The organism is Roseococcus microcysteis (assembly GCF_014764365.1).
Classification (GTDB): Bacteria; Pseudomonadota; Alphaproteobacteria; order Acetobacterales; family Acetobacteraceae; genus Roseococcus; species Roseococcus microcysteis.
Map to the genome: position 1 here is coordinate 1452089 of NZ_CP061718.1, position 24844 is coordinate 1476932.

The following is a 24844-nucleotide window of genomic DNA, read 5'->3' on the forward strand; positions in this document are numbered from 1 at the left end:
AACGCCGTGGCCGGGGCCGGGATGCCCGCGCCGTCAGCGATGCGCGAGATAATGCGCGATGGCGCGGATGTCGGCGTTGGTCATGCCGTGCATCACGCCATTCATCTGCGTATCCATGCCGACCCGCAGGTTGTCGCGATATTCGGCGAGGGTGTGCACCAGGAAATCCTCGCGCTGGTGGTTGATGCGCGGCACCTGGGCCTGGCCCGAATAGTCCGGGCGGTGGCAGGTGCCGCAATTGCGCGCGGCCGAGAGCTCGGCGCCGCGCGCGGCCAGCGCTTCGTTGCGCGGATCGGTGGCGGCGGGGCCGGAGGGCAGCGTGGCGTAGAAGGCCGCGAGGTCCTCGATCTCGGCATCCGTCAGGCCGCGCGCGGGCTCCACCATGGCGGGCACCGGGCGCAACCCTTCGCGGAACATGATGAGCTGGACCAGCAGGAATTCCGCCTGCTGCCCGGCCAGAGAGGGCATCAGCGGCACGGCGCTGATGCCGTTCGCCCCATGGCAGGCGCCGCAATTGCGGGCCTCGGCCAGGGCGGCGCCGCGTGTGGCATCCCCGGCCCAGGCAGGGTTCGCGGCGGCCAGCAGGGCCGCCGCGAGGAAGGTCAGCGCCCGCATCAGCGCCGGTAGGTGATGCGGAAGATGGCGCCGTTCTGCTCATCGGAGACGAGCAGGGAGCCATCGGGCATGGTCAGCACGCCGGCCGGACGGCCGCGGAAGCGCTGGTTCTCGTCATCGCGGAAGCCGGTCAGGAACGGCTCCTGCACCAGGCGGCCGCCCTCGACCTCGCGCACCACCACCACCTCGTAGCCCGCGAGCCGTTCGCGGTTCCAGGAGCCGCGGTTCGCGATGAACAGCGCGTTGCGATACTGCTCGGGGAAGGCCGTGCCCGTGTAGAAATGCGTGCCGATGGGCGCCACGTGCGGGCCCAGGATCAGCGCCGGCGGCGGGAATTCGCTGCACAGCCGGCCGCTCACCGCCGGGTCCTGCCAGCCGCTGGCGCACCAGGGGAAGCCGTGATGCTCGCCGCGGCGCAGGTTCACGTGCAGCGTGTCGGAGGGGTTGTCATTGCCCGCCCAGTCGCGCCCGTGGTTGGAGAACCAGAGCTGGCCGGTGCGCGGGTGGAAGTCGAAGCCCACGGAGTTGCGGACGCCCCGCGCCTCGATGCGCCGGTCGGTGCCGTCGGGGTTGAAGCTCGCGATCAGGGCGTAGCGTTCGCCATCCGTGTCGCAGATGTTGCAGGGCACGCCACGCGGCACGTAGAGGCGCCCATCGGGCCCGAAGGCGATATGCGTCCAGCCATGGTGCGGCGCCTCGGGCAGGTTGAAGGCGGCGGTCAGGTCCACGGGCTGCGGGTTGGACAGGTTCTGCTCGACATTGTCCACGCGCAGCATGCGGTTGATGGCCGAGATGTAGAGCGCGCCATCACGGATCGCGAGGCCGGAGGGCTGCTGGAGCCCCTGCATGAAGGTGCTGACCCGGCGCTCACCCCCCTCCTCGCGCACGGCATAGACGCGGCCGATGCCGCGCGTGCCCACGAAGATGGTGCCGTTGGGCCCGCGCACCATCACGCGCGCGCCGGGCAGCCCATGCGCCCAGAGCTCCACCTGGAAGCCTTCGGGCACGCGCAGCTGCGCGGTGGGAAGCTGGTCGGGCGGCGTTACCGTCAGGCGTCCGGCATGGGGGGCCAGGGTGGAGTTGGCCATCTCCGGCGAACGGCCCTGCGCCCAGGCGGGCGGCGGCGCGCCCTGCGCGAGGGCCAAGCCCGGCGCCAGCAGGAGTGCCGCGCCGGCCAGCGCGGGGATGATGTTGGTGTTCATGGGTCCCTCCGGCTTATTGGTGGTTGCCATGATTAGAAGGGCGGCGCGCGGCCGCCCGCAAGAGGCACTTGTGGTCAGCGCGCGCGGCTGTATTGCCGGTAGCGGAACACCCCACCCTCCGCGTGCGAAACGGCCGCCTGCAACAACCCATGATGCGGCGAGAGGGCACAGGCGGGGTCGGTCGCGGCCGCCTCACCCGTCAGGGCGAAGGCCTGGCAACGGCAGCCGCCCCAATCCACCTCGCGCCGGTCGCAGCTCTGGCAGGGCTCGGGCATCCAGGCGGTGCCGCGGAAGGCGTTGAAGGCGGGGCTGTCGGCCCAGGCGGCGGCGAGGCTCACCTCACGCGCATTGGGGAAAACCATCCCCGTCAGGCTTTCGGCCGCGTGGCAGGGCAGGATGTTGCCGGCGGGCGAGACGCCCAGGAAGCGCCGCCCCCAGCCGCCCATGCACGCCTTGGGGCGCGTCGCGTGGTAGTCCGGCACCACATAGTCAATGACCAGCCTGCCCTTGTGGGCAACGCGCGCGGCGTCCACGACGCGCGTGGCCTCGTCCAGCTGCGCGCGGGTGGGCAGCAGGGCGTCGCGGTTGGCCAGCGCCCAGCCATAATACTGCACATGCGCCACTTCCAGCCGCGCGGCACCCCACTCCAGAGCGCGCTCGACCAGCAGGGGCAGGTTGTGCAGGTTCTGCCGGTGGACCACGGCGTTGAGCGTCAACGGCAGGCCCGCCGCGCGCACCAAAGCCGCCGCCCGCGCCTTGGCGGCATGGGCGCCCTTGAGGCCGCCGATGCGCTCGGCACCCGCCTCGTCCGCGTCCTGCACGGAGAGCTGCACATGGTCGAGGCCGGCCGCCACCAGGCGCTCCATCAACCCCGCATCAAGCAGGACGCCGGCCGTGATGAGGTTGGTGTAGAGCCCGGCGGCGCGGGCAGCCGCCGTGATCTCCACGATGTCGCGCCGCGCGGTCGGCTCCCCGCCCGAGAGATGCACCTGGAGGCAGCCAAGCGCCGCCGCCTCCTCGAAGACACGCGCCCATTCGGCGGTGGTGAGTTCCGCGGCGGCCCGCGCCAGCTCCATGGGGTTGGAGCAATAGGGGCAGCGCAGTGGGCAGCGGTGCGTGAGTTCCGCCAGCAGGGCGAGCGGGGCGTCTACCACGTCAACGCCCCCCGGGCGCGGAGGTCCTCCAGCAGGGCACGCACATCGGCGGCGATGATTTCGGCGGGTGCCGCGTATTGCGCGGCAAGCGCGGCGACGATCGCGGCCTCATCGCGCGCGCCATCCACCAGCCGCAGCACGGCCAGCGCGGTTTCGTCGGGCAGGAACATGCGCTCCGGCGCCATGACCATCCAGCGGTTGCGGGCACGGTCCTCCTGCAGGCGGACGCCGGGGGCGAAGCGGGGAATTGTCATGCCGGCACGAAGGCGCCGGGGGGAATCAGCCCCGGTTCCACATAGGCCAGGTGCAGCGCGTCCAGCTGCGCCCAGAGCAGGTCGCATTTGAAGCGCAGCGCATCCAGGCAGGCCTCCTGCTTCTCGGCGGTGTCGGCATGGCGCTTCACATAGTCGAGCGCGAAGGCGACATCCTGCGGCGCCTGGGTCAGGCGCGGCTTGAAATAGGCGAGTGTCGCCTCGCTCACGAAATCGTAGTTTTGCAGCATGCCGGCCACGCGCAGCCGGATGATGTTGGCCGAGAACATCTCGGTCAGCGAGGAGGCGATGGCCTCCAGCACCGAACGCTCCCGCACGAAGCGCACATAGGCATCCACCGCGAAGCGCGTGCCGGGCAGCAGGCCGCGCAGCGACACCACATAGTCGCGGTCCAGCCCCAGCCCGTCGGTGAGCGCCAGCCAGCGTTCCACGCCGCCCGGCGCGCTGCCGTCGCCATCATGGTCCTCGAGGCGGCGGCGCCATTCGCGGCGCAGCTCGGTGGTGGGCAGGCGCGCCAGCAGCGAGGCGTCCTTCGCCGGGATGGAGGCCTGGTAGTAGTAGCGGTTCAGCGCCCAGGCCTGGACCTGCGCCTTGGACAGCTTCCCGTCATGCAGCAGGTGATGGAAGGGGTGGTGGATGTGATAGCGCTCATCCCCGATCGCGCGCAGAGCGGCCTCGAACTGGTCCGGCGAGAGCATCAGACAGAAATCTCCATCCCGTCCTCCGCCACCTCCCAGCCGGCGGCGGCGAGCTGCGCGCGCTCGGGGCTGTCGGCCAGCAAAGCGGGGTTGGTGTTGTTGATGTGCAGGAAGATGCGCCGGCGCACGCCCAGCCCCTCGAAGGCCTCCAGCGCGCCGCCGGGCCCGGTCATGGGCATGTGGCCCATGCGGCGGCCGGTCTTGGGGCCGGCGCCGGTGCGGATCATCTCGTCATCGGTGAAGAGGGTGCCGTCGAACAGCACGCAATCCGCGCCCGCCAACCGCTGGCGCAGGGCGGGGGTCATCATGGCGCAGCCGGGAATGACGTGCAGCGTGCCACCGCCAGCGGAGAGAGCGAGGCCCAGCGCCTCACCATCCTCGGTCACGGGAGCCACCGCCGCGTCGTCCGCGAGGCCGACCTCCTCCGCGAAGAGGGGCACCTTGCCGGGAACCGGATAGGGGGTGATGCGAAGCCCCATCAGGTCGAACTCCCTCCCGAGAGGGAGCGCACGGCGGGAGACAATGTCCGGATTCAAGGCACGAAAGATCGGGTTGGCCTCCAGCACCGAGAGGGCGGGGGGCGCGCCCCAGATCTCGAAAGCATGCCGCTCGCGCAGATGCAGCAGCCCCATGACCGCATCCACCTCGCCCCCGGTGAGGACGACGGCGCAGATGGGGGAATGGCGCAACCGGCCCTGACGAGGATGCAGCGCGGGCGTAGCCGCGATCTGCGCGCGCAAATCCGGGCTGGCATTGACCAGCACCCAACGCTCCCCATCCACCGAAGCGGCAATGGAAGCCTGGGTTCGCGGCAGGGCGGCCGGGTCGCCCGCACGGGCGCGCAGGCAACCAGGGCCGGCGGAGTTCCACTGGGGGAAGCCGCCACCCGCCCCCGCGCCCAGCACGATCACGCGCAGCATGGGCGCGGCACCTTCTCCAGGGCTCGTTCAGTTTCGCGGGGAAACACCCCCGCGGCGGGCCTCAGCCGATCTCGGCGCAGGCGTAGCTGTTGATTTCCAGCGCCAGGGACACTTCGACGATCTTGGGGGTCTTCCAGGCCATGTTTCTCTCCTGTGCGTTGCATGGGATGGACACGATGCCATCCTGTCCGACTATGGGGTGGGCCTGGGCACCCATCAAGGCGCCGGCCGATATCCCCGTTCCTTGCCAACGCCCACACGTTTCAGGGGTTGCACGCCCCCTGTGTCCAAGGCATGCAAACATCGTTATCTTGGCGCGTCAGCTTAAGGTTCATGCGTCCAGAATGTCTCCCGGCCTTGTCATGAACGCGCTGTTCTACGTGTCGCTGGCAGGCGCCTTGCTTGTGGCCTGGCGGCTGACGCGCCCCATGCCCGGCCCCATGGAATGGGCCATCGCGGCCATCCTCTTCGCCTTCGCCTTTGGTCAAATTTCGTCTGGGCTGGACCAGCTGGAGCCCCTGCCGCGGGTGATCAACTCGACGCTGTGGCTGACGGGGGGCGTGTTGCTGCTGAACGGGCTGCGCCGCTTCTTCGGCCGCCCGACCCAGTGGAAGGCGACGGGCCTGCTCATCCTGGTGTCGGCCGCGGGGGCCGCCTGGGCGGTGCTGGTGGCGCAGGACAACTCGATGCGGATCGTCGTCACGAGCACGAGCGGCCTGATCCTGCTGTCGGCGCTCCTGTTCAACCTGGCGGTGCACCGGGACCGGGCCTCGGGCATGGGGCTCGGCTTCGCGGCCCTCGGCTTCCTGGCGCTGTTCGTGATGCTCGTCATCCGCATCTACCACCACCTGCTGCTGGGGCCCGCCGATTTCGCCAATCTCGGCTTCCTGGTGGCGGTGGCGGGGATGCCCACCGCCATGGCCGTGGGCCTGCTCGGCCTGCTGCTGATGACCATCGAACGCCTGCTGGAACAGCTCCGTGAGGCCCAGGCCCGGCTGGAGGAAGCGAGCCGCGCCAAGACCGACTTCCTGCTGGGCATGGGGCATGAGCTGCGAAATCCGCTCAACGCCATCATGGGCTTCAACCAGCTTCTCGCCACCGACCCCGACCACCCGCTGACGCCCCTGCAACGCGACTATGTTCGCGAGATCGAGCAGGGCGGCCAACGCCTGCTGCGCCTGATCGAGGATGCGCGGGACGTGAAGCGCATCGAGGACCGTGGTGTTTCGCTGCGCATCGAGGCGCTGGACCTCCCCACGCTGTTGCGCGACGCCGCCGCGGTGGCCCTGCCCGCCAGCCTCAAGGCCGGGGTGGCGCTGACCGTGACCCCCGTCCAGGGCCGCGTCCTGGCCGACCGGGGGCGGCTGCAGCAGGTGCTGGGCAATCTTCTCTCCAATGCCATCAAGTACAACCGGAAGGGCGGCGAGGTGCATCTGCGCGTCGGGCGGCCTGAACCGGGCTGGACACGCATCGAGGTGACGGATACCGGCATCGGCATCCCGGCCGGGCGCCAGGACGAGGTGTTCCAGCGTTTCAACCGCCTGGGCGCCGAGCACAGCGCGGTGGAGGGCACGGGCATCGGCCTCGCCATCGCCCGCGAACTGACCGAGGCGATGGGGGCCGCATGGATTTCGACAGCACCGAAGGACAGGGCAGCCGCTTCTGGATAGACCTCCCCGCGGCACGGGGCTGATGGCGCCCTTCCGCCTCGCCGCGGTGGACGCGGCGCGGGGTGCCGCCATCGTGGCCATGGTGGTCTATCATTTTGCCTGGGACCTCTCGCTCTTCGGCCTGATCACGACGGATGTGACGCGGCATCCGGGCTGGGTCGCCTTCGCGCGCGGCATCACGGGGGCCTTCCTGGGGCTGGTGGGGGTGGGCCTGGTGCTGGCCGCCCATGCCGGGAAGGGGTGGCGGCCCTATCTGCGGCGGCTTGGCTTCATCGCGGGGGCGGCGCTGCTGGTCAGCCTGGGAAGCTGGTGGTTCAACCCGCAGGCCTTCATCTTCTTCGGCATCCTGCACATGATCGCGGTGGCGAGCCTGCTGGCCCTGCCCTTCCTGCGTGCGCCGCTCTGGCTGCTGGGGCTGGCCATGGCGGTGCTGCTGGCCGGCCCGCATCTGCTGGCCCACCCGGTCTTCAACGGCTTCGGCTGGTATTGGCTGGGGCTGTCCACCGTCACGCCCCCCTCGCCGGACCTGGTGCCGGTCTTTCCCTGGCTCGCCCTGGTGCTGGGGGGCGTGGCACTGGGGCGCGCCTGGGTCGCGGCGGGGCCCAGGCCCTGGTGGGGCTGGCGGCCGGGCGGATGGCTGGGGCGCGGGCTGGTCGGCGCCGGGCGCTGGAGCCTGCTGATCTACCTGGTGCATCAACCCCTGCTGATCGGCGCCCTGATGCTGGTGGCGCCCGCCCCTTCCCCCAGCGGCCTCGCCGAGGGCTGGCAGGACCAGTTCATCGCGGCCTGCATGGCCGATGCCCGGCCCCGCGCCGCCTGCGAGGCCTATGCCGCCTGCCTGGAACGGAACCTGGCCCGCGGCGCGCGCTGGGAGGCGGTGGACCCCGCCTGCCGCGCCGAGACGGGGTTCTGATGCTGGCGGCCCCAGGCCGCGTGGGTCTCGCGGTGTTTGCGGCCGGGCTTTCGACCACCCTGCCTTTGCCCCTCTATGCCGAGTATGCGGCGGGCGCCGGCGCGGGGCCGCTCGCCGCCGCCTTCGCCTGCTACGCCGCCGTCCTGATCCTGACCGCGCCGCTGCTCGGCCCCCTGCCCGATCGCATCGGCCGCCGTGCCTGCATGATGGCGGGGCTGGCCCTGACCGGCGGCTCGACCCTGCTGCTGGCGCTGTGGCCGGGCCTGTTGCCGCTGGCGCTGGCGCGGCTGTTGCAGGGGCTGGGCATGGGCTGCGTGGCCAATGCCGCCGGCGCCTGGGCCGCCGAACTGGCCGAGCGCGAGGGCAGCGGAACCGAGGCCGCGAGCCGGTTGGGCGCCGGCGTCGTCACCACCGGCACGGCGCTGAGCTTCGGCACCGGCTCCCTATTGACGCTGCTGGCCCTGCTGGCCGCGCCCGATTGGCGGCCGCCCGTGGTGTTCTGGGCGCATCTGGCGCTGATCGGGACGGTGTTGGCGCTGCTGGCGCCCCTGCCGGAGACGCTTCCCGCCCCGCGCGGCGGCTGGCTACGGCTGCCCTTGTTTCCGCGCGGCACCCTGGCCGGAAGCCTCGGCATGCTGCCCGCCTGGGGGCTGACGGGGGTGGTGCTGACCACCATCCCGGCCACGCTTGCCGCCGCTGGCCAGGGCCAGGCCGGCGCCTGGGCGGTGGCGCTGATGATCCTGGTGGGCGCGGCCACGCAGCAGGCGCTGCGGCGCGTGGCACCCCGGCCCGCGCTGCTGATGGGGTTGCCGGTGCTGGTGCTGGGCTCGGGCCTGGCCATCACGGGCACACTCAGCGGAATGCTCTGGCTTCTGCTGCTCGGTGGGGCGGTGCTGGGCACCGCGGCCTATGGCTTCGTCTATCTGGGCGGGCTGGCGCTGGCCGCGGCCGGCGCCCCGCAGGAGCGGCCACGCGCCATCGCGGGCTTCTTCGTCATCGCGCATCTGGGCTTCTCGGCCGTCCCGCTGACGGTGGGCTTCCTCGCCGATGCGGTGGGCACCGCCCCCGCCCTGATGGGGCTCTGGGGGGCGGTGGCCCTGTTCTGCGGGGTGCTCTGGCTCAGGCTGCGCTGAGGCTCAGATCCCCGCCTTTTCGCCCTGGGCACGCAGGGTGGCGTATTTGCGGGTGATGCCCTCCAGGCTGTCCTCGCACCATTGCGCCATGCGCTGCTCCTCCTGGAGCGACACCTTCAGCAGGCCGGCGCCCTTGGTATCGCCCGCCAGGTCCGCCAGCGTGAGAAGCGACTTGTAGGACGCGATCTCGAAATGCTCGAAGGCATAGTTCGCGAACGAGTTCTTGATGATCTCGTCCTGCATCGGCACATGTCCCATGGCGGCCATGTTGCCCACCAGCCCGGTGACGAAATCCTTCACCGAGGAGTGCGACGTGCCATGCGCCTCCAGCAGGGAATCCAGCCGGTCACGCTGCTGCTCGGTCTCGGTGAGGTGCCGGCGCAGCGCCTCCTCGACCTCCGGGTAGCTCTTCACCCGGTCGATCTGGCGGGAGAGAAGCTGGGTGGCCTCGACCTCCAGCGCGCGGGCGTTGATGAGACCAGTGATGTAGGTGTCGCGGTAGCTTTCCTGCATGGGTTGTCTCCTTGCTTTGTGTTGGCCTGTCCTCCCTGTCGGAACGCCCCCTGCTCCTCATCGTTGCCAGGTTTCGGGCCTGGCACCATTGGCCGCGCGGCGGATGTGACCCTATGCTTTCGCCCCGGCGAATAGGGATGCTGGAATGGACATCGGTCCGGCGGAGCGATCCGGGCGCGAGGTGCTGACGGAACGGCGCGCGGGCCAGCGCCGGCGCTGGGTTCGCCGGGTGGCGCTGATGGTGGTGGCCGTGGTGGTGCTGGGCCTCGGGCTGCGCTGGCTGCACTGGCAATTCACCCATGTGGTGCTGGACGATGCCCGTGTGGGCTCCGACATGACCGTGCTCTCCAGCCGAGCGCCGGGCTGGGTGCGCGAGATCGCCGTCTCGCCCGGCGACCGCGTGGCGCGGGGCGCGCTGCTGGCGCGGATGGATGCGCGGGATGCGGCGCTGGCCGTCGAGCAGTACGAGGCGCGGCTGGCCGGCATCGCCGCGCGGCGGGCGGAGCTGGAGGCGCGCCTCGCCCTGGTGGACCAGACGAGCCGCAGCCAGCATGAGGCCGCGCGCGCGCGCCTCGACGCCGCCCGCGCCGCCCTGCCCTCCGCCGAGGCCGAGCGCGTCTTCGCCGAGGCCGAACTCGACCGCGCGGAGCGCCTGAGCGCCACCGGGGCCGCCACGCGGCAGCGGCTGGAGCAATTGCGCCTGGGCGCGGAATCCGCACGGCAACGTGTGCTTTCCGCCGGTGCCGACATCCGCAACGCGGAGGCGATGATGGCCGTGGCCCTCGCCGCGCGCGAGGAAATGGGCGTCATCACCGCGCAGATCGAGGCGCTCGGCCCCCAGGCGCGCGAACTGGAAGTGCAGCGCGACCGCGCGGCGCTGGAGGTCGAGGACCGCACGCTGCGCATGCCCTTCGACGGCGTGGTGAACCGCGTCTTCCTGGAACCCGGCGAGCATGTGCAGGCCGGCCAGCGCATGATCCTGGTGCACAACCCCGCCAATGTCTGGGTGGACGCCAATGTGAAGGAGACGGAGGTGCGGCATTTCCGCCTGGGCACCCGCGTCACCGTCACCGTGGACGCCTGGCCGGGCGAGCGCTTCGAGGGCGAGGTGGAGCGCCTGATCGAGGCCGCGACCAGCCAGTTTGCGCTGCTGCCCAGCGCCAACCCCTCGGGCAATTTCACGCGCATCACCCAGCGCCTGCCGCTGCGCGTGCGGCTCGACCCCGCGCCGCCACCGGGAATGCTGCGGCCGGGCATGCTGGCGCGCGTCACCGCCCGCGCCGATGGCGAGGGGATTCCCGCGCGACCATGAGCGCCACGGCAGCCGCCTCAACCCCCCGCCGCGGCGGTCCGACTGTCGAGGAGATGTTCGCCCGCTTCGGCCCCTCCTACCGCTGGTGGGTGACCTTGGCGGCGCTGACGGGCACCATCTCCTGCATCCTGTCCTCCACCATCGTGGTCGTGGCGTTGCCCGACATCATGGGCGCGCTCGGCATGGGGCAGGAGCAGGGGCAGCTGCTCGCCACCGGCTTCCTCGCGGCCAATACGGGCTTCATGCTGCTGAACGCCTGGGCGGTGGAACGCTTCGGCTTCCGCCTGACCTATGTGGGCTCCATCAGCATCTTCATCCTGGCCTCGGTGGTGGCGGGCGTTGCGGAAAACGCGAATTTGATGATCGTCAGCCGCGTGGCGCAGGGGGCGTCGGCGGGGCTGCTGCAGCCGCTGTCCATGCAGATCATCTTCCTGGTCTTCCCGCCCGAGCGGCGCGGCACCGCCATGGGGCTGTTCAGCTTCGGCGTGGTGATGGCGCCGGCCACCGGCCCCGCGCTGGGCGGCGTACTGGTGGACAGCTTCGGCTGGCACGCGCTGTTCTTCCTGAGCCTACCCACCGCGGGGCTGGGCCTGCTGCTGGGGCTGATCTTCATGCCGGGGCGGCTGGCCACAGGTGCCGCGCGGCCGCTTGACTGGTTCGGCTGCCTGCTGCTGGCGGTGGCGATTGGCGGGCTGCTCTCGGGGCTGACGGATGGGCAGCGCCATGGCTGGTATTCGGACATCGTGGTGGGCAAGCTGGTGGCGGCGGGTGTGGCGACCATCGGCTTCGTGGCGTGGCAGCGCGTGAACCCTTCGCCGCTGCTGAACCTGCGCGTCTTTTCCCACATGGGCTTCGCCATGGCGGCGCTGGTGGCCTTCATCTATGGCGGCGCCATCTTCGGCTCGACCTATCTGCTGCCGCTGCTGGTGCAGATCGTGCAGGGCTATACGCCCACGCGCTCGGGGCTGATCCTGATGCCGGCGGGCTTCGCGGTGGCCTTCGTGTTTCTCGCGGCGGGGCGCATGTCGGATTTCGTGCCGCCCTGGCAGCCGATCTGCGCGGGGCTGGCGCTGTTCGCCCTCTCCTGCTGGCTGATCAGCTTCGTGGGCACGGATACCGGGTTCTGGGAACTGGCCTTCTGGATCCTGGTGGGGCGGGTGGGCCTGGGCCTCACCATGCCCAACATGAATGTGGGCGCCATGCGCGCCCTGCCGCCGCACCTGCTGGGCCAGGGCGCGGGGGCATCAACTTCTTCCGGATGCTGGGCGGCGCGCTGGGCACCAATCTGATTTCCGTCCTGACCGAGCGGCGCACGCAGTTCCACGCCGAGACCCTGGCCTCCACCACCGAGGGCGGCGACACGCTGCTGGAGGCGCGGCGCCTGCTGGAAGGCCTCTACGCCAAGGGCGGCCTGCCCGAGGTGATCCGCCGTGACGCCGCGCAGGATTTCCTGCTGCGGATGGTGGAGGCGCAGGCCGCGCTGGAAGGCTTCCGCGACGCCTTCCTGGTGGTGGGCCTGGTGTGCCTCCTGGCCGTGATCCCGGGCCTGACGCTGCGGCAGAAGCCGCCCGGCGCGCGATAGAAGTTTCCTCTAGGCACGGCCCGGCCGGCATGCCAGCCTCCCCGCAAATAAAGATGGGGAGGGATCAGGATGAAGGTGACGAAAGTCACGTGTCATGTCCTGCAGTCCAAGGTCGAGAAGCCGTTCGTTTCCGCGCGCGGCTGGCGCTACACGACGCGTTCTTCCTGCGTGGTGGAGATCGAGACCGATGCGGGCATCACCGGCTGGGGCGAATGCTATGGGCCGGCCGCCGTCAACAAGGCGCTGATCGAGACGCAATACGCCCCGCGCGTGGTCGGCCGCGACCCCTTCGACGTGGAGGTGGTCTGGGAGGATCTCTACAACCGCATCAAGGATTACGGCGCGCAGGGCTTCTCCATCACGGCGCTCTCGGGCATCGACATCGCGCTGTGGGACATCATGGGGCGCGCCACGGGCCAGCCCATCCACAAGCTGATCGGCGGCGCCTATCGCACCGAGATCATGGCCTATGCCACCGGCCTCTACTTCATCGACATGGACCGGCTGGTCGAGGAGGCGGTGGAGGAAGCGCAGGGCTATGTCGCCGACGGCTTCCGCGCCATCAAGATGAAGATCGGCCTGGGCGACCCGGCGCTGGACCTCCGGCGCGTGGCCGCGGTGCGCGAGGCGATCGGGCCCGAGGTGAAGCTCGCCGTGGATGCGAACCACTGCTTCACCGTGCCCCAGGCCATCCAGCTCGGCCGCGCAATGGAAAGCCTCGACCTGCTGTGGTTCGAGGAACCCATCAGCCCCGAGGACCATGACGGCTACGCGCTCGTCTCGCAGGCCTTGGACATGGCGGTGGCGGGCGGGGAGAACGACTTCACCCGCTGGGGCTTCCGCGACATCATCGCGAAGAAGGCCATGGACATCGTGCAGCCCGATGTCTGCGCGGCGGGCGGCATCAGCGAGATGCGCAAGATCGCGACGCTGGCCTCCGCCTTCGGGGTGGAATGCGTGCCGCATGCCTGGGGCAGCGCCATCGGCTTGGCCGCCACCATCCAGTTCATCGCCGCCCTGCCGGACCAGCCGCCCGCCTTTCGCCCCATGCCGCCCATGCTGGAGTTCGAGCAGACGCCCAACCCGCTGCGCGACGAGCTGGCGCGCGAGCCCATCCGCCAGGTGCGCGGCATGGTGAAGGTTCCCGATGGGCCCGGCCTCGGCATCGAGGTGGACCGTGACGTCCTCATGAAATGGAAAACCGCGTGATGAAGATCGTCGAGATCCAGGCCTTCCCGACCTCCTTTCCCCTGCCGCCCGGCGGACCCAAGCTCGGCATCGGCCAGGCGGTGAAGCGCGATGCCGTGATGGTGAAGGTGACGACCGAGGACGGCATCGTGGGCTGGGGCGAGAGCCATCACGGCCGCGCCCACACCGCCATCGCGAAGCTGATCGAGACGACGCTGCGCCAGCTCGTCCTCGGCATGGACGCCTTCGACACCACGGGCATCTGGGCGCGCATCTACAAATACCAGCTGGCGAGCCACGGCATGGGCGCCGGCTGCGCCATGGCGATGTCGGGCCTCGACATGGCCATCTGGGACGCCAAGGCCAAGGCGCTGAAGCTGCCGCTCTATCGCCTGCTGGGCGGTGCGCGGCGGCCCATCCCGGCCTATGCGGGCGGTGTCGCGCTGGGCTACCAGCCGCCCGCCGAGTTGGTGGCGGAGGCGGCGCCCCACATGGCGGCCGGCTACAAGGCCGTGAAGCTGCGCGTGGGCGACACGGTGCGCGACGACGTGGCGCGCATGGAGGCCATCCGCGCCGAGTTCGGCGATGACCTCACCATCCTGACCGACGCCAATATCGGCTATTCCATCATCCAGGCGCGTCAGGTGATGCCGGAGATGGACCGCCTCGGCATCGGCTGGCTGGAGGAGCCCTTCCCCGCCCATGACCACCGCGCCTATGCCGAGGCCAGCGCCTTCGGCCAGGTGCCGCTCGCGGTGGGCGAGAACCACTTCACCCGCTTCGAGTTCACGCGGGTGCTGGAGGACAATGTCATCCGCATCTGGCAGCCGGACCTGTCGAAATGCGGCGGCATCACGGAGACGCTGCGGATCGCGGCCATGGCATCGGCCTTCAAGATTCCCGTCCACCCGCATTCCTCCATGACGGGGGTGAACCAGGCGGCGTCCATCCATCTTCTCGCCGCCATCGACAATGGCGGATACTTCGAGGCCGATGTCTCGCGCGCCAACAAGTTCCGCGACGAGATGGGCAGCGAGCCCTGGCGCATCGGCGCCGATGGCTGCGTGCTGCCGCTGGAGGCGCCGGGCATCGGCGTCGAGATTGACGAGGCGTTCCTGCGCGCCCACCCCGCCATTGAAGGGCCCGGCTATGTCTGAGGGCTAGAAGACCCAACAAAAAGGGAGGACACGATCATGTTGCTTGCCAGACGGCTTCTGTTCGCCTGCCTCATCGCCTGCGTCGCCGCCATTCCGGCACGGGCGCAGGAATTCCCTTCGCGTGACATCCGCTTCCTCTGCGGCTTCTCGCCCGGCGGCACCTGCGACCTGTTGAGCCGCATGCTCGCCGACGAGCTCACCCGCCAATTCGGCCAGCGCGTCATCGTCGAGAACCGCACCGGCGCCTCGGGCATGCTGGCGGTGGACCAGGTGGCGAAGTCGCCGCCCGACGGGCATACGGTGGTGCTGGCCACCATGGCGATGCACGCCATCCTGCCCGTGATGCCGGGCATCACCATGCCCTTCCACATTGATCGCGACCTGACGCCCATCGCGAATGTGGCGAATGTCTACAACATCCTGGTCGCGAGCCCGAACGCGCCCTTCTCCAACATCCCGGAACTCATCGCCTATGGGCGGGCCAATCCGGGCACGCTGACCTATGCCAGCGCGGGCAATGGCACCAGCCAGCACCTGTCAGGCGAGTTCCTGGCCCGCCTCGCGCGGATCGAGATGCTGCACGTCTCCTATCGCGGCGGCGCGCCGGCCATCGTGGACATCGCGGCGGGGCGCACGCACATGATGCTGGGCAACATGCCCGAATTCCTGGGCCAGATCCGCGCCGGCGCGCTGCGGCCCATCGCCTTCGGCGCGCCGCGGCCAAGCCCGCTCTTCCCCGACCTGCCGCTGATCAGCGCCACCCTGCCCGATTTCACGGTGAGCAATTGGTTCGGCATCGCAGGCGCGCCCAACCTGCCGCCGGCGGTGGTGGCGCGCTGGCACACGGCCTTGCAGGCGGTGACCGCCAGCCCCGACTTCCAGCGCCGCATGACCGAGAACGGGCTGGAGATCATCTACGGCCCCCAGGCGGAATTCCTGGAAACCATCCGGCGTGACCGCGCCCGCTGGGGCGAGGTGATCCGCGAGGCCGGCATCCGGGCGAACTGAGGGTCAGAGTGGGTCGCGGCCCGTGACGAGCGGCTGATTCACGCCTTCGGTGTTCCACCGAAGGCGATCAGACGCTCACCAGGCCGCGGCCCAGCCATCCCGCCGCGGGTCGGACGCCGCCATCCGCACGCCATTCTCCAGCAGGCGGATGGCGGCCACGCTGCACGGGCCTTCCAGCGGCGGCACCACCTTCACCTCATGGCCCCGCGCGCGCAGCCCGGCGATGACATCCTCGCCCAGGCCCGCCTCCACCGTCAGCACCTCGCCGCCCGCATGGGGATAGTTGCTCTCCTGGCCGGGCTGGGAGGAGGTCCAGCGCGGCGCCTCCAGCGCCTGCTGCGGATCGAGGCCGAAGACGGCGATCGCCACCAGCACCTGCGCGTTGATCTGCACCTGGTTGTCGGCCCCCGGCGTGCCGAAGAGCAGCCAGGGCTTGCCATCCTTCATCGCCATGGGCGCATTCATGGTGTGGCGCACGATGCGCCCGGGGGCGAGGCGGTTGGGGTGGCCCTCCTCCAGGTGCCAATAGGCCATGCGGTTGTTGAACAGCACGCCCGTCCGCGGCCCCACCACGCCCGCGCCGAAGGCCGAGTTCAGCGACTGGATGGCCGAGACGGCGTTGCCCTCGGCATCCATCACACAGAAATAGGTGGTGTCGGCTTCCGGGGCGGGGCGCACCGGCAAATGCGCGGCGCGGGGGCCGATGGCGGCGGCGTGCGCGGCCGCGCGGGCGGGGGAGAGCAGCTCCGCGAAGGGCGGCACCTCCATCCCGGCATGGGCCTCACGGTCCAGGAAGGCGCGCTTCTTGGCCTCCACCATCAGATGGACCAGCGCCTCCGAACCCCAGCCCATCGCCGCGATGTCGTGATGCTCCAGCATGGCCAGCATCTGCAACATGGCGAAGCCCATGGAGGGCGCGGGCGTCTGCCGCAGCTCGAAGCCGCGCCAGGCCATGGCGATGGGGGGCGCCTCGCGCGGCCGCACGGCGGCGAGGTCGGCGGCGGCGACCAGCGTGCCGGAATCGGCCAGGTCGGCCGCCAGGTCGCGCGCGAGGCTGCCCCGGAAGAAATCCTCCGCGCCGCCCTCGGCCAGGCGTTGCAGCGTGGCGGCCAGGGCCGGCTGCGCCACCACCGCGCCCAGCGCGGGCGGGGCGCCGCCGGGCAGGAAAGTGTCGCGCGCCAGGGCATCGGGCAGCAGGCGTTCGCGCATGGTGGTGGCGAAGCGGCGGAAGGTGGCGGTGGCGGCGAAGCCCTCGCGCGCCGCCTCGATGGCCGGGTCGAACAGGCCGGCCCAGGGCTTCGCGCCATGCGCCGCGTGCAGCGCGGCCAGCCCCGCCACCTTGCCGGGCGTCTGGGTGGAAAGCGGCCCCCAGACCGGGATGCCGCCCTCGGCGCGGTAGCGTTCCACCGTGGCGGCGGCGGGCGCGGGGCCCGTGCCGGCATAGGTCTCGGCGCGGCCGGAGGCGGCGGACCAGTGGTGGTAGAAACCATCCCCGCCCAGGCCCGACATATGCGGCTCCACCACCCCCAGCGTCAGCGAGACGGCCACCGCCGCATCGGCCGCGCTGCCGCCGGCGCGCAGCACCTCCATGCCGGCGGCCGTGGCCACCGGGTGGTTGGACGCCACGGCGCCGCGTCGCCCCATCAACAGGGGCCGGTGGGTGCGGGTCTGGATCATGGCGGCTTTCCTCTGCGGTGGCCGCAGGTTACGCCTGCCAGCCCCCACCGCAACGCCCCGCGCAACGGCATGGGTCCATCGGGCGTTGTTCGACAGCGGAAGCCCGCAACCACCAAGACCGGGACCGATCATGCCGTCACGATTCCACACGCCCCGCCAGGCGCTCGCCGAAACCTGGGCGGTGCTGACCTCGGACCAGATCTCCCTCGTCTCGGCCGGCTGCGCCTTCTATGCGCTGTTCGCGCTGTTCCCGGCGCTGTCGCTGACCATTTCCTTCTACGGGCTGTGGTTCGACCTCTACACCATCGAGCCGCAGCTCGAACTGCTCCAGCGCGTGCTGCCCGAGGATGTGATGGAGCTGATCGCGGAGCGCGTGCGGCAATTGGTCACGGCGCCGCGCGGGCAGCTCGGCTTCTCGGCCGCCATCAGCCTGGGCATCGCGCTCTGGAGTTCCTCGGCCGGCGTGCGCGCGCTGCTGGGCGCCCTGCCGCTGGCCCGCGCCGACACAGAGCAGCGCGGCTTCGTCGCCTTCTACCTGACCGCGCTGCTGCTGACGCTGGGCGCCATCCTGGCCGTCGTGGTGGGGCTGGGCGTGCTGGTGGCGGTGCCGACCGTGCTGGGCATCCTGGGCGTGCCGGAGGAGGAGGCCTGGTTCCCGCGCCTGGTGTCGCAGGGGTTCCTCTTCATCTCGGTGTTGCTGTCCATCTCGACGCTCTACCGCTTCGGCCCGCCCAAGCCGCCGCCCAACTGGCACCTGTTCTCGCCGGGCGCGGTGCTGGCCACGCTGCTCTGGACCGGGGCCTCGGTGCTGTTCTCCTTCTACCTGAGCCGCTTCGTGAGCTATGACGCGTTCTATGGGACGCTGGGCGCGGTGGTCGTGCTGCTGACCTGGTTCTACCTGGGCGTCTATTTCATCCTGATCGGGGCCGCGCTGAACGCCGCGCGCTACCGTGCCCGCAACCTCGGCAAGGGTGACATCGAGCAGGCAAAGCCCGCCCCGGAGGAGAAGACCGGTTCCATTCCGCGCGTGGAGGTGAGCTGATCTTCACCTGCCGAGCCTGGGCAGCCGCCCGGGGCTATGCGCCTTTCCCCTCGGCCCCCGGCGTCAGGCGGCCATCGCCGCGCCAGGGCGGATCGATGGTGATCGCACCGCCCGCGACGCGCGAGACGCAGGCGCAAATCCGCCGGTTCTCCAGGTGCTGGCGCTCCGAGAAGAACACGTCGCGGTGGTCCACGCGCCCTTCCACCGCCAGCACGTCGAGCGCGCAAAGCCCGCATTCGCCGCGGCGGCAATCGGACAGCACGCCGACCCCCGCTTCCTCCAGTGCTTCCAGCATGCTGGCGCCGGCGGGCACGGTCACCTCGCGCCCGAAGCGCGGGATGCGAACGATGAAATCGCTGGCCACCGCCTGGCCGGAGGAGCCGAAGGTCTCGAACACCAGGCTCGCCGCCGGCCGCCCCGCCGCCGCCCAGGCGCGGCGCGCGGCCGTCAGCAGGCCGATGGGGCCGCAGACATAGGCCTCCGCCTCCGGGGCGAGCCCCGCGAAGATCGCGTCCAGGTCCGGGCGCCCACCCTCATCCTCCGCATGCACCGTCAGCGCGGGGCCGAGCAGCGCCGAGAGGTCGTCGAGATAGGCCATGGAAGCGCGCGACCGCCCGGCATAGACCATGCGGAAGCGGGCGCCGCGGCGGGCCAGCACCTCGGCCATGCCCACCAGCGGGGTGACGCCGATGCCGCCCGCGAGCAGCAGCACCTCCGGCGCGCCGGCCGCCAGTTCGAAATGGCTGCGCGGGTGGGAAATGGCGAGGCGCGCGCCGGGCTCCAGCGCCCACATGGCGCGCGAGCCGCCACGGCCCTCCGCCGCGTGCTGCACCGCGATCCGCCAGGCGCCATCCCGCGGGCCGGAGCCCACCAGCGAGTAATGCCGCTCCGACGGCCGCCCGCCGATGTCGAGGCGCACGCAGAGATGCGCGCCGGTGGGATAGGCCGTGGCGCCGTCCTCCGGCACCAGCATGAATTCCCGGATGGAGGGGGCGACCAGGCGCGTGCCGCGCAAGGTCGCCATGGTCCAGCGGTCGTCGCGCTCCATGGCGGTCAGCCCCAGCCGCGGCGGCGGATCAGCACGCCGCCCCGCACCAGCCGCAGCGAATCCTGGTCATGCAGCACCAGTTCGAGGTTGCGGCGGGCGAGGCGCGCATGTTCGCGCATCAGCGCCTCCGCGCGCGCGGCCTCACGGTGCTCGATGGCCTCCACCACGGCGCGGTGATGCTCCTGCGCCACCACCAGAACGCGCTGGGAGGCGGGCAGGGCCGCCTGGGCCAGCACGAAGCCCGAAGGGGAGGCGAAGGGCAGCGCCACCACGCGGCCGATCTGCCGCGCCACGACCGCGCTGCCCGCCGCCTCCACCAGCAATTCGTGGAAATGGGCGTTGAGCGCGACATAGTCGGTGAAGCCGTCCTCGCTGATGGGGGGCGTGGTGGCCTCGTCCATCCGCACCAGCAGGCGCCGCATCTCGGCCAGGGTGCCGCCGGGGGCGCCACGCTCGGCGGCGAGGCGCGCGGCATGGCCTTCCAGCGTGCCACGCAGCTCGATCGCGTCGTGGATCTCCTCCTCGGCGAAGGAGTTCACGGCGAAGCCGCCGGAGGGGATGGGTTTCACCAGCCCCTCCTCGGCGAGACGCACGAGGGCGGCCCGCACCGGCGTGCGCGAGGCGCCGAGACGCTCGGCGACGGAGGGTTCGGACAGGCGCTCACCAGGCTGCAATTCGCCGCTGAGGATCAGGTCGCGCAGGCGGAGCTGGGCTGAGAGGGTCTGGGACATGTCACTCGGCCGCCATGCCATGGGGCGCATGTTCCGCGGCCACCATGCGGTCAATGATGCGCCGCGCCCACATGGAGCCGGCATCAATGTTCAGGTTGTAGAAGACATGGCCTGGGTTCTCCTCGATGGCGCGCTGCTGCGCTTCGACGATGGCCTCGTCCTGGGCGAAGATGCGCGCCACGCCCTGCTTGATCTGCGTGGTGACAAGCTGCTCGTTCAGGCGGTAGTCGCGGGCATTGGCCCAGAAGTAGTGACAGGTGCTGTCGGTCGCGGGGGTGATGGTGTTGATCACCACCATGCTGACGCCCTGCCCGCGGTCGCCCTGCGGCGCGCCGGTGCCGGTGGCGGCGACGCCCACATCAATGGCGACCGTGCAGGGCGCTTCGAAGCGGATGATCTGCCAGCGGTCCACGCGGCCTGGCCGGCCATACTGCGCGCGCCAGAAGGGTGGCGGCTCGATGTTGATCATCCAGCGCGTCACGGTCGCGGTGCGCTCGCCATGCGTCACCTCGAAGGGGGCCTCGGCCACGTGGTCGTCGCCGATGCTGTCGGCGTGGATGAAGGTCTCGTGCGTCAGGTCCATCAGGTTGTCGACCAGCAGGCGATAGTCGCACCTGGCCTGGATCAACCCACCATCGCCCGCCCAGGCGGGGTCATTGTTCCAGTGCAGATCGGGCACCAAAGCGGGATCGGCCAGCGCGGGATCGCCGGGCCAGACCCAGACGAAGCGGTGCCGCTCCACCACCGGAAAGCTGCGCACGCGCGCGGCGGGGTTGATGGTTTCCTGGGAGGGCATGTGGGTGCAGCGGCCGCGCGCGTCGAAGCGCAGGCCGTGATAGCCGCATTGCACCTCGTCCCCGCGCAGGCGCCCCATGGAGAGGGGCAGCAGCCGGTGCCAGCAGGCATCGAGCAGCGCCACCGCGCCGCCGCCCGTGGTCCTGTAGAGCACCAGCTTGCGGCCGCAGATGGTGCGCGGGAGCAGTTCCCGCCCGACCTCATGGTCCCAGGCGGCGGCATACCAGGCGTTCAGCGGGAAAGAGGGCAGTGCGGCCATCACTGACATCCATCATGTGATACATCTTGTATACAGATTGGCCCGTACCTGGGCAAGCCACGGCTTAGGTCCATGCGCGCTCAATGGAAAATCCAAGTTTCTTGTTGATTGGTGCATCGACCCCGTGGCGCGGCCTGTGCAGATGTAAACAGTCCAAGAAAGTGAGGCCAAGCGTGCATACAAGCACCCTGTCCACATCCCCCGCGCGCGGGCGCGGGCCGTGCTGTCCCCATGGCGCGAAGGCCCCCCAGCCGTGAGCGCGCCGTCAACCACAGCCCCTCATGGCGACACCCGGCCCGTGGCCGCGATGTCCCGCCGGGCCGGGCTGGCGCTGCTCGGACTGCCGGCCCTCTCCCTTCGCTCAGCCCAGGCCCAGACCGACGCCTTTCCCAGCCGGCCGATGCGCTTCTTCGTGCCGGTCGCGGCCGGCGGCTCGGCCGATGCGCAGGCGCGGCTGGTGGCGCAGCGGCTGTCCGAGCGCTGGGGACAGGGGGTGGTCGTGGAAAACCGCCCCGGCGCCAATGGCGTCGTCGCCGCCCAGGCCTTCCTCCAGGCGCCGCCTGATGGGCACACCATCTACGCCACCCCTTCGGGCCCGATCGCGATCAACCCGCACCTCTATCGCCGCCTGCCCTATGACCCGTTCCGCGACTTCGCCTTCGCCTCGCTGATCAGCGTGATTCCGCTGGTGCTGGTGGCGCACCCCTCGCTGCCGGCCAACACGCTGCAGGAATTCCTGGCCCTGTCGCGGCGGCAGGGGGATGCGCTGGCGCATGCCTCGGCGGGCATCGGCACGCCCTCCCACCTGACGATCGCGATGACGCGCGCCATGGGACAGGGCGGCAACCCGACCCATGTGCCCTTCGGCGGCTCGGCGCCGGCGCTGACCTCGCTGGTCTCGGGGCACACCATGGCGATGTGGGATGCCGCGGTCTCGGCCGCGCCCTTCGTGCGGGACAACCGGCTGAAGGCCATCGCGGTCGCCCATCCCACGCGCCTCACGCTGCTGCCCGACGTGCCGACCACGGCCGAACAGGGCGTGCCCGAACTGCTCTCCGCCACCTGGATGAGCCTCTGCGCCCATGCGGCCACGCCGCCCGACCGCGTGCGGCGCCTTTCGGCCGAGGTGGACCGCATCCTGAGCCAGCCTGATCTGCGCGAGCTGCTGGCCAGCCAGGGCGCCATCGTGCGCGGCGGCACGCCGGAGGAGTTCGCCACCTTCGCCCGCGCCGAGAGCGAGAAATGGGGCCGGCTCGTGCGCGAGACCGGCGCCTCCATGGACTGACGCCACCCAACCCGAGACAGGCAGAGGAAGCTGTTCATGATCCCGCTCAACGTCAACGCGCGCGCGGTCACGGTCGAAGCGGCCCCCGACACGCCGCTGCTGTGGGTGCTGCGCGAGCATCTCGGCCTGACCGGCACCAAATATGGCTGCGGCGTCGCTTCCTGCGGCGCCTGCACGGTGCATCTGGATGGGGAGGCGGTGCGGTCCTGCGCCATCGCGGTGGGGGATGTCGGCGCGCGCGCCGTGACCACCATCGAGGGCCTGCCCGGCGGCGCCCAGAATCCGCTGGTGCGCGCCTGGGTCGCGGTGCAGACGCCGCAATGCGGCTACTGCCAGACCGGGCAGATCATGCAGGCCGCCACGCTGCTGGCGCGCAGCCCGCGGCCCAGCCGCGAGGAAATCCTGGACCACATGCAAGGCAATCTCTGCCGCTGCGCCACCTACAACCAGGTGGTGGACGCCATCCAGCACGCGGCGCGGGAGGCGTGAGATGAGCATGGGCACCACCCTCACCCGACGCGGCGTGCTGGCCGGCGGCCTGGCCTTCACCTTCGCCTTCACGGCCGGCGAGGGCGCGGCGGCGCAAGCCGATGCGGGGCCGCTCAACGCCTATGTGGGCATCGCGCCCGACGGCACCATCACCATCCAGGCTCCGGTGCCCGAGATGGGCCAGGGCACCAACACCGCCCTGCCGCTGATCGTCGCGGAGGAACTCGACGCCGACTGGGAGAAGGTCCGCATCGAGACGGCGCCGGTGCGCGCGGCCTATGACAGCCCCGTCTTCCGCAGCCAGTTCGTGGTGGCGAGCCTCTCCGTGCGCGGCTACTGGATGCCGCTGCGCATGGCCGGCGCCCAGGCGCGGCGCGTGCTGCTGGACGCGGTGGCGGCGCGCTGGGGCGTGCCGGTGGAAGAGCTCACCACCGAGCCCAGCACCGTGGTGCACGCCGCTTCGGGTCGCCGCATGAGCTATGGCGAGGTGGCCTCCTTCGCGCGCGCCCCCGACACCCTGCCCGAGATCACGCCCGCCGCGCTGAAGCCCGTCTCCGCCTTCCGCCTGGTCGGGCGCGACGTGGCGCGCTTCGACGTGCCGGCCAAGGCGCGGGGGCAGACGCTCTTCGCGATTGACGTGCGCCTGCCCGGGATGCTGCACGCGACCGTGGCGCGCTCGCCCGGGCTGGGCGCGCGCCCGCTGTCGCACAATGGCGCGGCGCTGCTGCAACGGCCCGGCATCACCCATGTGCTGCCGCTCGACCAGGGTGTCGCCATCGTGGGTGAGCGGGTGGAGACGGTGCTGGCCGCACGCCGGGAGCTGACGGTGCAATGGTCGCCCGGCGAGGGGGCCGCGCATGATTCCGAGGCGGCGCTGGCCTCCTACCTCGAGGATGTGCGCGACGCCACGAAGGCCGGCGTGCAGGTCGTCCGCACCGGTGAGCCGGAGCAGGCCCTGGCCGGCGCCGCGCGCGTCCACAGCGCGGAGTTCACCTCGGACTATGTCTATCACGGCCAGATGGAGCCGCTGACCTGCGTGGCCTCGGTCACCGAGGCCGGTGCCGAGATCTGGGCCGGCACCCAATGGCCGAGCCTGGTGCGTGACGAGGCGGCGCGCATCCTCGGCATCCCGGCGGAGCGGGTGACGGTCCATATGCTCACCATGGGCGGCGGCTTCGGCCGGCGCGCGGCCATCGACTATGCGGTGGAGGCGGTGCAGGTCGCGCGTGCCGTGGGCCGCCCCGTGAAGGTGATGGCGACGCGCGAGGACGACATGGCCAATGCCCATGTCCGGCCGATGACGGCGCACCGCATCGAGGTGGGGCTGGATGCGGCGGGGCGCATCACCGCCTGGCGCCACCGCCTGGCCTCGGACCTGGTGGTGCCCCAGCTCTATGGCCGCGCGCGGCTGGAGGCGCAGCGGGGCGTGGACCACATCGTCACCTATCACGCCAATGTCGCGCATTACGACGTGCCGGCGACGCTGACCCAGCACCTCTACCGCGAGCACGGGGTGCGGACGGCCCCCTGGCGCGGCATCGGCGCGGGCCCCAACGCCTTCGCGGTGGAGGCGGTGGTGGACGACCTGGCGCGGCAATCGCAAACCGACCCGCTGGCCTATCGCCTCGCGCTGCTGCGCGACGCGCGCGCCCGCGCGGTGGTCGAGGCGGTGGGCGCCATGGCCGAATGGAACCGCCCGCGCGAGGGCACGCATCTGGGCATCGGCTTCGCCAAGCTCGGCCTGCCGCAGCTGGGCGAGGCCCTGGCGGCGACCGTCGCCGAGGTGGCGCTGGACCGCGCTTCCGGCACGCTGCGGGTGCTGCGCCTGTGGTGCGCGGCGGATGTGGGCCTCGCAGTGCAGCCGCGCAACGCCATGCGGCAGATCGAATCCTCGCTGCTCTGGGGCGTCTCCAGCGCCTTGACCGAGCGGCTCACCATCCGCGAGGGCGCCGTGCAGCAGAGCAATTTCACCGACTACGAGATGCTGCGCGCGCCCGAAACGCCCGAGGTGCAGGTGCGCCTCGTAGGCGGGGGCGAGGTGCCGCTTCCCGTGGCGGAGCTTGGCCTGGGCACCGTGGCGCCGGCCATCTCCAACGCGGTGATGGTTGCGACGGGAAGGCGCCTCGCGGCCATTCCCTTCACACGGGAGCGGGTTCGCGCCGCCCTGGCCGGCTGAACCAT

General features: G+C 71.0%; 25 protein-coding genes. 13 read left to right on the plus strand and 12 right to left on the minus strand.

Annotated features, from left to right (window positions below; translation table 11 throughout):
- Positions 1 to 33 precede the first annotated feature (33 nt).
- From ICW72_RS06885 to pqqA, 7 genes are all read right to left on the minus strand, one after another.
- Positions 34 to 615 carry a c-type cytochrome gene (locus ICW72_RS06885; protein WP_191085521.1) on the minus strand — a complete coding sequence of 194 codons (582 nt, stop codon included), beginning with the start codon at positions 613 to 615 and terminating at the stop codon, positions 34 to 36.
- Positions 615 to 1817, minus strand: coding sequence for a PQQ-dependent sugar dehydrogenase (locus ICW72_RS06890; RefSeq protein ID WP_191085522.1), 1203 nt, complete (start codon positions 1815 to 1817; stop codon positions 615 to 617). The genes ICW72_RS06885 and ICW72_RS06890 overlap by 1 nt, the downstream gene beginning before the upstream one ends.
- 74 nt (positions 1818 to 1891) lie before the next feature.
- Positions 1892 to 2971 (minus strand): pyrroloquinoline quinone biosynthesis protein PqqE, encoded by a 1080-nt coding sequence (gene pqqE, locus ICW72_RS06895; protein ID WP_191085523.1) that lies wholly within the window; start codon positions 2969 to 2971, stop codon positions 1892 to 1894.
- On the minus strand, positions 2965 to 3225 hold the full coding sequence (gene pqqD / locus ICW72_RS06900; RefSeq protein ID WP_191085524.1) for a pyrroloquinoline quinone biosynthesis peptide chaperone PqqD: 261 nt from the start codon (positions 3223 to 3225) through the stop codon (positions 2965 to 2967). Before pqqD ends, pqqE begins: the two co-directional genes overlap by 7 nt.
- On the minus strand, positions 3222 to 3941 hold the full coding sequence (pqqC, locus tag ICW72_RS06905; RefSeq protein ID WP_191085525.1) for a pyrroloquinoline-quinone synthase PqqC: 720 nt from the start codon (positions 3939 to 3941) through the stop codon (positions 3222 to 3224). Before pqqC ends, pqqD begins: the two co-directional genes overlap by 4 nt.
- Positions 3941 to 4861 carry a pyrroloquinoline quinone biosynthesis protein PqqB gene (pqqB, locus tag ICW72_RS06910; protein ID WP_191085526.1) on the minus strand — a complete coding sequence of 307 codons (921 nt, stop codon included), beginning with the start codon at positions 4859 to 4861 and terminating at the stop codon, positions 3941 to 3943. The genes pqqC and pqqB overlap by 1 nt, the downstream gene beginning before the upstream one ends.
- Positions 4862 to 4922: 61 nt before the next feature.
- Positions 4923 to 5078 carry a pyrroloquinoline quinone precursor peptide PqqA gene (pqqA, locus tag ICW72_RS20590; RefSeq protein WP_223880959.1) on the minus strand — a complete coding sequence of 52 codons (156 nt, stop codon included), beginning with the start codon at positions 5076 to 5078 and terminating at the stop codon, positions 4923 to 4925.
- Between the two features lie 145 nt (positions 5079 to 5223).
- Here pqqA and ICW72_RS06920 point away from each other — a divergent pair, with 145 nt between their 5' ends.
- From ICW72_RS06920 to ICW72_RS06930, 3 genes are read left to right on the plus strand one after another with little or no spacing between them, the layout of a single operon-like run.
- Positions 5224 to 6531, plus strand: a complete 1308-nt coding sequence (locus ICW72_RS06920) for a sensor histidine kinase (protein WP_191085527.1) — start codon at positions 5224 to 5226, stop codon at positions 6529 to 6531.
- A 22-nt stretch (positions 6532 to 6553) separates the two neighbouring features.
- Positions 6554 to 7444, plus strand: a complete 891-nt coding sequence (locus ICW72_RS06925; protein ID WP_191085528.1) for a DUF1624 domain-containing protein — start codon at positions 6554 to 6556, stop codon at positions 7442 to 7444.
- Positions 7444 to 8577 (plus strand): MFS transporter, encoded by a 1134-nt coding sequence (locus tag ICW72_RS06930; protein ID WP_191085529.1) that lies wholly within the window; start codon positions 7444 to 7446, stop codon positions 8575 to 8577. The genes ICW72_RS06925 and ICW72_RS06930 overlap by 1 nt, the downstream gene beginning before the upstream one ends.
- A 3-nt stretch (positions 8578 to 8580) precedes the next feature.
- Here the strand turns inward: ICW72_RS06930 and ICW72_RS06935 are convergent, their stop codons facing one another.
- Positions 8581 to 9090 carry a ferritin-like domain-containing protein gene (locus ICW72_RS06935; protein ID WP_191085530.1) on the minus strand — a complete coding sequence of 170 codons (510 nt, stop codon included), beginning with the start codon at positions 9088 to 9090 and terminating at the stop codon, positions 8581 to 8583.
- Positions 9091 to 9235: 145 nt separating this feature from the next.
- Here ICW72_RS06935 and ICW72_RS06940 point away from each other — a divergent pair, with 145 nt between their 5' ends.
- The 6 genes from ICW72_RS06940 (at position 9236) to ICW72_RS06965 (ending at position 15337) form a co-directional block, all read left to right on the plus strand.
- Positions 9236 to 10402 (plus strand): HlyD family secretion protein, encoded by a 1167-nt coding sequence (locus ICW72_RS06940; RefSeq protein ID WP_223880882.1) that lies wholly within the window; start codon positions 9236 to 9238, stop codon positions 10400 to 10402.
- Positions 10399 to 11691 (plus strand): DHA2 family efflux MFS transporter permease subunit, encoded by a 1293-nt coding sequence (locus tag ICW72_RS06945; RefSeq protein WP_191085531.1) that lies wholly within the window; start codon positions 10399 to 10401, stop codon positions 11689 to 11691. The genes ICW72_RS06940 and ICW72_RS06945 overlap by 4 nt, the downstream gene beginning before the upstream one ends.
- Positions 11661 to 11984, plus strand: coding sequence for a hypothetical protein (locus tag ICW72_RS06950; protein WP_191085532.1), 324 nt, complete (start codon positions 11661 to 11663; stop codon positions 11982 to 11984). The genes ICW72_RS06945 and ICW72_RS06950 overlap by 31 nt, the downstream gene beginning before the upstream one ends.
- Before the next feature lie 69 nt (positions 11985 to 12053).
- Positions 12054 to 13193 (plus strand): mandelate racemase/muconate lactonizing enzyme family protein, encoded by a 1140-nt coding sequence (locus ICW72_RS06955; RefSeq protein WP_191085533.1) that lies wholly within the window; start codon positions 12054 to 12056, stop codon positions 13191 to 13193.
- On the plus strand, positions 13193 to 14329 hold the full coding sequence (locus ICW72_RS06960) for a mandelate racemase/muconate lactonizing enzyme family protein (RefSeq protein WP_191085534.1): 1137 nt from the start codon (positions 13193 to 13195) through the stop codon (positions 14327 to 14329). Before ICW72_RS06955 ends, ICW72_RS06960 begins: the two co-directional genes overlap by 1 nt.
- A 36-nt stretch (positions 14330 to 14365) precedes the next feature.
- Positions 14366 to 15337, plus strand: coding sequence for a Bug family tripartite tricarboxylate transporter substrate binding protein (locus ICW72_RS06965; protein ID WP_191085535.1), 972 nt, complete (start codon positions 14366 to 14368; stop codon positions 15335 to 15337).
- 75 nt (positions 15338 to 15412) lie between these two features.
- On the opposite strand, the gene ICW72_RS06970 is transcribed toward ICW72_RS06965, so the two are convergent.
- Positions 15413 to 17014 (minus strand): gamma-glutamyltransferase family protein, encoded by a 1602-nt coding sequence (locus ICW72_RS06970; RefSeq protein ID WP_191085536.1) that lies wholly within the window; start codon positions 17012 to 17014, stop codon positions 15413 to 15415.
- 130 nt (positions 17015 to 17144) lie between these two features.
- Here ICW72_RS06970 and ICW72_RS06975 point away from each other — a divergent pair, with 130 nt between their 5' ends.
- Positions 17145 to 18056 carry a YihY/virulence factor BrkB family protein gene (locus tag ICW72_RS06975; RefSeq protein ID WP_191085537.1) on the plus strand — a complete coding sequence of 304 codons (912 nt, stop codon included), beginning with the start codon at positions 17145 to 17147 and terminating at the stop codon, positions 18054 to 18056.
- A 34-nt stretch (positions 18057 to 18090) separates the two neighbouring features.
- On the opposite strand, the gene ICW72_RS06980 is transcribed toward ICW72_RS06975, so the two are convergent.
- From ICW72_RS06980 to ICW72_RS06990, 3 genes are read right to left on the minus strand one after another with little or no spacing between them, the layout of a single operon-like run.
- Positions 18091 to 19104, minus strand: a complete 1014-nt coding sequence (locus tag ICW72_RS06980) for a PDR/VanB family oxidoreductase (RefSeq protein ID WP_191085538.1) — start codon at positions 19102 to 19104, stop codon at positions 18091 to 18093.
- A 5-nt stretch (positions 19105 to 19109) separates the two neighbouring features.
- A complete protein-coding gene (locus ICW72_RS06985; RefSeq protein ID WP_223880883.1) occupies positions 19110 to 19835 on the minus strand; it encodes a GntR family transcriptional regulator in 726 nt (241 codons plus the stop codon).
- Position 19836: 1 nt separating this feature from the next.
- Positions 19837 to 20889 (minus strand): aromatic ring-hydroxylating dioxygenase subunit alpha, encoded by a 1053-nt coding sequence (locus ICW72_RS06990; RefSeq protein ID WP_191085540.1) that lies wholly within the window; start codon positions 20887 to 20889, stop codon positions 19837 to 19839.
- Between the two features lie 307 nt (positions 20890 to 21196).
- On the opposite strand from ICW72_RS06990, the gene ICW72_RS06995 reads away from it, so the two are divergent.
- Genes ICW72_RS06995 through ICW72_RS07005 form a run of 3 tightly spaced genes read left to right on the plus strand, consistent with a single transcriptional unit; the run spans position 21197 to position 24839 of the window.
- Positions 21197 to 22174: a Bug family tripartite tricarboxylate transporter substrate binding protein gene (locus ICW72_RS06995; RefSeq protein WP_223880960.1), complete on the plus strand. Its 978-nt coding sequence runs from the start codon at positions 21197 to 21199 to the stop codon at positions 22172 to 22174.
- Positions 22175 to 22210: 36 nt separating this feature from the next.
- Positions 22211 to 22663, plus strand: a complete 453-nt coding sequence (locus ICW72_RS07000) for a (2Fe-2S)-binding protein (protein ID WP_191085542.1) — start codon at positions 22211 to 22213, stop codon at positions 22661 to 22663.
- A 1-nt stretch (position 22664) separates the two neighbouring features.
- The gene (locus ICW72_RS07005; RefSeq protein ID WP_191085543.1) at positions 22665 to 24839 is read left to right on the plus strand and encodes a xanthine dehydrogenase family protein molybdopterin-binding subunit; all 2175 of its coding nucleotides are present in this window, start codon (positions 22665 to 22667) and stop codon (positions 24837 to 24839) included.
- The last annotated feature ends 5 nt before the right edge of the window (positions 24840 to 24844 follow it).